The following is a 5,472-nucleotide window of genomic DNA, read 5'->3' as shown; positions in this document are numbered from 1 at the left end:
TGTTTACGACACCGTTAACGAATACCGGGAACAGTGCGGCGAGGCGTTTCGTAAACACAATGTTAGCCAAGGAAACGATCCCCATGCCGCCGTTTCCGATGACGCTCGTGCACGGATCCGCACCGAAGTCGCAACCGCAATGTTCACTGCGGAGTTCGGCCGGGCACCGTTGGATGCCCGCGAATTATCCTCCTGGGTGGCACGAGCCTCACGCCCGAAAAGCGCCGCGGTCGCGGGTTTCGATATCACTTTTTCGCCTGTGAAGTCCGTGTCGGCGTTGTGGGCGATCGCCCCGAAGGCGAGCGGCGAGCGGATCGCCGCGGCGCACGAGGCCGCGGTGGACGACGCGATCGAATGGCTGGAGCGGCACGGTATCTACACCCGGTTGGGCCGCAACGGTGTGCGGCAGGTCGATGTGGAAGGCATCGTCGCGGCCCGGTTCACGCACCGCGAATCCCGGTGCGGTGATCCGGATCTGCACACGCACCTGTTGATCGCGAATCGGGTGCGCACTCTCGATGGTCTGTGGCGGACCTTGGATGCGTCGATGATCTATCGCTTGACGGTCGTGGTGAGCGAGATCTACAACTCCCGCCTCGAACACCACCTCACCGCGGACCTCGGACTCGGGTTCGCCGAACGTCCTGGAAGCGATCCGGCCAAGCGCCCGATCCGCGAAATCATCGGCGTGCCATGGGTGTTGATTCAGCACTGGTCCCGCCGCGACGCCGCCATCACCAGCCGTCTCGGCGAGTTGGCTACCGCGTTCCAGTCCCGGGTGGGGCGTGAGCCGATGCCCAAGGAAATGTACGGGCTGGCCGAACAGGCCACCCTCGACACACGCCCCCGCAAACACACACTGCGCTCCCTGGCCAAGCAACGCGCGGACTGGCGCGGACAGGCTCTTGCCGTGCTGGGTGGGCGCGAAGCACTCGCGACCGCACTCACCAGAGTGTTTCGCCAACCACTCACGCCGCCACGAGTTCTCGACGCCGACGCTGTGGCGCGGGTCGCTGCCCAGGTCCTGGAGACGGTGTCGGGTGAGCGGTCGACGTGGCAGTGGCATCACATTCGCGCCGAGACCGAACGCCGACTGCGCGGTCTGGTGGATCGCGATCGGTGGGCTGAGACCGTCGAAGCGGTCACCGCCCACGCGCTGGCACCGGAGCGGTCGATCGCCCGCGGGGACCCCGACACCGACGCGGAACCCGCGCTGGGCCGCGTGCCGACAGTGTTCCAACGACGTAGCGGTGCCAGCGTTTACAACGCGTCTGGTGCGCAGTCGTACACCTCGGCGCGGCGGCTGCAGGTCACCGATCGGTTGATCGACCTGTCCCTGCAGACCGGGGCACGCACCCTCCCCGAACCTCTGATCACCGCCGCGATCGACGCCTACAACCGCGATCCGGCCCACCAGGATCGGCAGTTGAACGCCGGGCAGATCGCGGTCGTGCGGGCTTTCGCGCGCTCGTCGTGGCGGATCGAGACCACCAACGCGCCCGCCGGCGCGGGAAAAACCACCGCCATGCGCGTGCTGGTGGACGCCTGGCGCGCCTCGGGTGGCACCGTGCTGGGGCTGGCGCCGACCGCGGCGGCGGCCGCGGAACTCGCCGCGGCGACCAGTGCGCGCACCGAAACCGCCGACCGGCTGCTGACCATCATCGACGCCCACACACCGTCACCGAATCCACGCCGCGAGAACGGTTTCGCCGCGTCGGTGCCGCAGTGGGTGCTGCAGATCGGCCAGGACACGTTGGTGATCGTGGACGAGCACATCAAACTCGGCGACGACAAACGCCTCCGGCTGTTCGAGTTCCTCACCGCCCGCGACGCGGTCATCCGGTGCGTCGGGGATGACCGGCAACTCCCCGCGATCGAGGCCGCGGGCAGCGCTGCGAACACCGCCGACGCGGCCCGCGCCTCCACCCTGAGCCACGTGGTGAGGTTCGCCGACACCGCCGAAGGATCCGCGAGCCTGCTCCTGCGAGACGGGGATCCGGCCGGATTCGCGTACTACCTGGACCACCAACGCGTGCATTCCGGCGCCCCGCCCACCGCCCACGATCACGCCTACGCGGGCTGGATCGCGGACCACCTCATCGACCGCGATGCGCTCATGCTCGCCCCCACCCACGCGATCGTCACCGACCTGAACGAACGCGCACGCGCCGACCGACTCGCCCGCGACACCACCCCCATCGGTCTAGAGACGCGGCTGTCCGATGACCTGTTCGCCTCAGTCGGTGACATCATCTGCACCCGTCACAACGATCCCGGACTGCGCGTCGGGGAACACGATTGGGTGCGTAACGGCTACCGGTGGATCGTCACCGCGGTGCATCCGGACGGCAGTGTGAGCGCAAGACATCTGCGATCCGAGCGCCGGCTCGGACACCCGACGGTCCTGCCCGCGGACTATGTGCGAGCGCATGTGCGCCTCGGGTATGCGGTCACGATCGATTCCGCCCAAGGCATCACGGTCGATACCTGCCACATCGCACTGACCGGATCAGAGTCACGCAACCAGCTGTATGTGGCGCTCACGCGTGGCGCGCACGCCAACCACCTGTACGTGCCCACCGCCATCGACGGCAGCGAAGCATCCTTCTGGACCGAACCCGGACTCATGCCACGCACCGAATTGGATGTGCTCCAACGGATCCTTGCCCGCGACGCGACCCAACAGTCCGCACTCACCGAACTACGCGACGCCCTGGATCCGCACCGGCGAATCGGGCGCACGGTGGACATCTACCTCGACGCGATCGGGCTGGCCGCCGAACACGCACTCGGCGCCGACGCGCTAACCCGACTCGATGACGCGGCCGAACATTTACGGCCGGGCCTGACCGGCGCGGCCGCGTACCCGGTGCTGCGGGGGCATCTGGCCACGATCGCCTTGTCCGGCCAGGACCCGGTCACCGCGCTGCGTACCGCAATCCACGCTCGTGAACTCGACACCGCCGACGACCCCGCCGCCGTGCTGGATTGGCGGCTGGACCCCTCGGGCAACCACTCGACCGGCCCCGGCCCACTGCCATGGATTCGCGGACTGCCACACGAACTACCCGACAACACCCTCACCGAACAACTACGCACACGAGCACGGATCATCGCGGACCTCGCCACCCACATCACCCACGACGCGCACACCTGGGACACCGCTTCCGCGCCCGCGTGGGCACGGCCACTGCTCGGGAACCCGCGCCTGATCACCGATCTCGCAGTCTGGCGCGCGGCCAACCACGTCCCTGACACCGACCCGCGCCCGACCGGCCCAACGCGCTACCCGGTCCTCGAACGCGACCACCAAACACTCCTGGACGCTCGCGTCACCGACGCTGTCGGCGATCTACACACTGCCGTCGCGACGTGGTCAGGCCTGGCCAAGCGGGTCGATGCCCGCATCATTGCCGATCCCTGGTGGCCGGTACTGGCCGAACGACTCGACACCGCCGCAACCGCCGGCCTGGACATCGACGCACTGCTCACCACCGCCGCAGCGCAGCGCCCGCTACCCGACCAGATGCCCGCCGCCGCGCTGTGGCTGCGCCTCGGACTCGACCCCGCGGCTCTGTCCACCGCCGCGGCAGCACACAATCTGCGGCCCGAGTGGACCAACCACCTGCACCAGTTGCTCGGCGACCAGGCCACCGACCGCGTTCTCCGCGACTCCGCCTGGCCGCGCCTGGTCGCTGCGGTGGACCGCGCGACCGGCACGGACTGGACACCCGCCGATCTGCTCACCACCGCCTACGAACTCCTGCGCGCCGCCCAGCCAGACACCACTGGTCTGCGTCCCGACCGGCTCGCCACCGCGCTCGCCTGGCGCGTCGAAGCTCTCCTTCGGCCCCAACCACCCACCACCCCCGAATCCTCCACCCAACCCTCCACCGCTACAGGACCCGACATGGACGAGCACGACAGCCCGCCGCACACCCACCAACGCACAGATCCGGCACCACAGCCACCTCGCCCGGACCCCGATGCCTCGGTACCCGAACAACTTCACACCGTCAGCGAACTGTTCCGCACCGGTCACATCGCCGAGGCAACCACCCGGTTCGGAACCCTCACCGAGCAACTCTCCGTCGAGGAACGCGACATCCTGGACAAGGTCGCGAACACCCTCTACGCGAACAGTTTCCCGGTCGCACAAGCCCGATTACGGTGGGCCGCAGACAGATACCCCCACCACCGCGAACTCATCCTCGCCTGTATCCCGGACACCGATCCACACATCTACGCCCCCACGGACAGCTCCCAACGCCACCCAACCTCCCGGAATCCGGTACGCGACACCGCACCCCACGATCACCACGAATCGACCGACCGGACCCGCCCAACCACCCGACCACCCGACACCAGTCAAGACTTCGTCCAGAGCTATCTCGACACCCGCGGCGCTGTCGACGACGACCCCGACCATCTACCGCTACCACGCGGAGTCATCCACCACTACCACTCAGCCGCTCGCGACCCGCAACCACCCGACGGATACACCCTCGACTATGACCGCAGCGCCGCCCCCCGCACCCGCGGATACGGATGTCTGCACTGCGGAATCGAACGCGCCACAGCAGACACCGCACCCGCACGCGGACGGCGCAGCGACGACGGACTGTGCGGCGAATGCCGCGACGACGGCCACCCCGGCATCCCCGACCACGACCCCGCCGATCACATTCCCGCCCGCTGTGCACACATCACCAACACCTACCCACCCGCCCAAGCACAATCGAAACTCCGCCGCGACTGGCACAATGCACCCACCCGCCGCGACCGCCACGCCATCCACACCTGGGTCAACGAGCATCCATTCCCCAACACACCACTCGCCAACACGCACGCGATCGATGTGTCCGATCCGGTGCAGATGCTCACCGATCACGAACTCACCGCGCACATCACACACACCGAACACCGCCTCGCGATGCCCGCCGACGAAGACATCTTGTTCGGGCCAGCCACCCCCAACGAGAACCACGCAGAGCCGACCGTGCGCGTGGGCTGGCTGCGCAACGAACTCGCCGACCTGCGCGCCGAACAGCACCGCCGCACCCGGCTCACCCCCGAACAGGCAGCAGCTGAACACATTGCGCGCGAACACCACCGCCCCGATATCGCCACCGACCCGACACAGAGCAGCACGCTGGACGGGACACTCGATCCCGCCGCGCGACACGAGGACCTCGGATTGTGAACCCCGGGGCGGCGGCGGGGACTGTCTGAGATCTGGCTCTGGCCCAATTTCGGTGGTGGCGTCACTGTAAGGGGCATCATGTTTCGGTGTGTGACGTGAATGTGGCTGCTGCCGTGGTGTTTTCGGGTTTGCTGCCGCTGGTGGTGGAGGATGTGGTCGACGAGGGTAGGCAGGTCGTGGTGTGGGCGCGGACGCCTGATGATCCGGCCGCGTGTCCGGGCTGCGGCGCCGAGTCCGCGCGGGTGCACAGCTATCACTGGCGTGTGGTA

1 protein-coding gene and 1 pseudogene are annotated in these 5,472 nt (G+C 67.8%); both read left to right on the top strand.

Translation table 11 applies throughout. From position 1 onward, the window contains the following. Nucleotides 1–139: 139 nt before the first annotated feature. On the top strand, nucleotides 140–5,203 hold the full coding sequence (gene mobF, locus K7711_RS46810; protein ID WP_235748893.1) for a MobF family relaxase: 5,064 nt from the start codon (nucleotides 140–142) through the stop codon (nucleotides 5,201–5,203). A gap of 86 nt (nucleotides 5,204–5,289) precedes the next feature. Beyond that, a pseudogene (locus K7711_RS46805) lies at nucleotides 5,290–5,472 on the top strand (ISL3 family transposase); the annotation flags it as partial.

The organism is Nocardia coffeae, from assembly GCF_019890715.1.
Classification (GTDB): Bacteria; Actinomycetota; Actinomycetes; order Mycobacteriales; family Mycobacteriaceae; genus Nocardia; species Nocardia jiangxiensis.
This window is presented reverse-complemented; position numbering and strand designations above follow the sequence as displayed.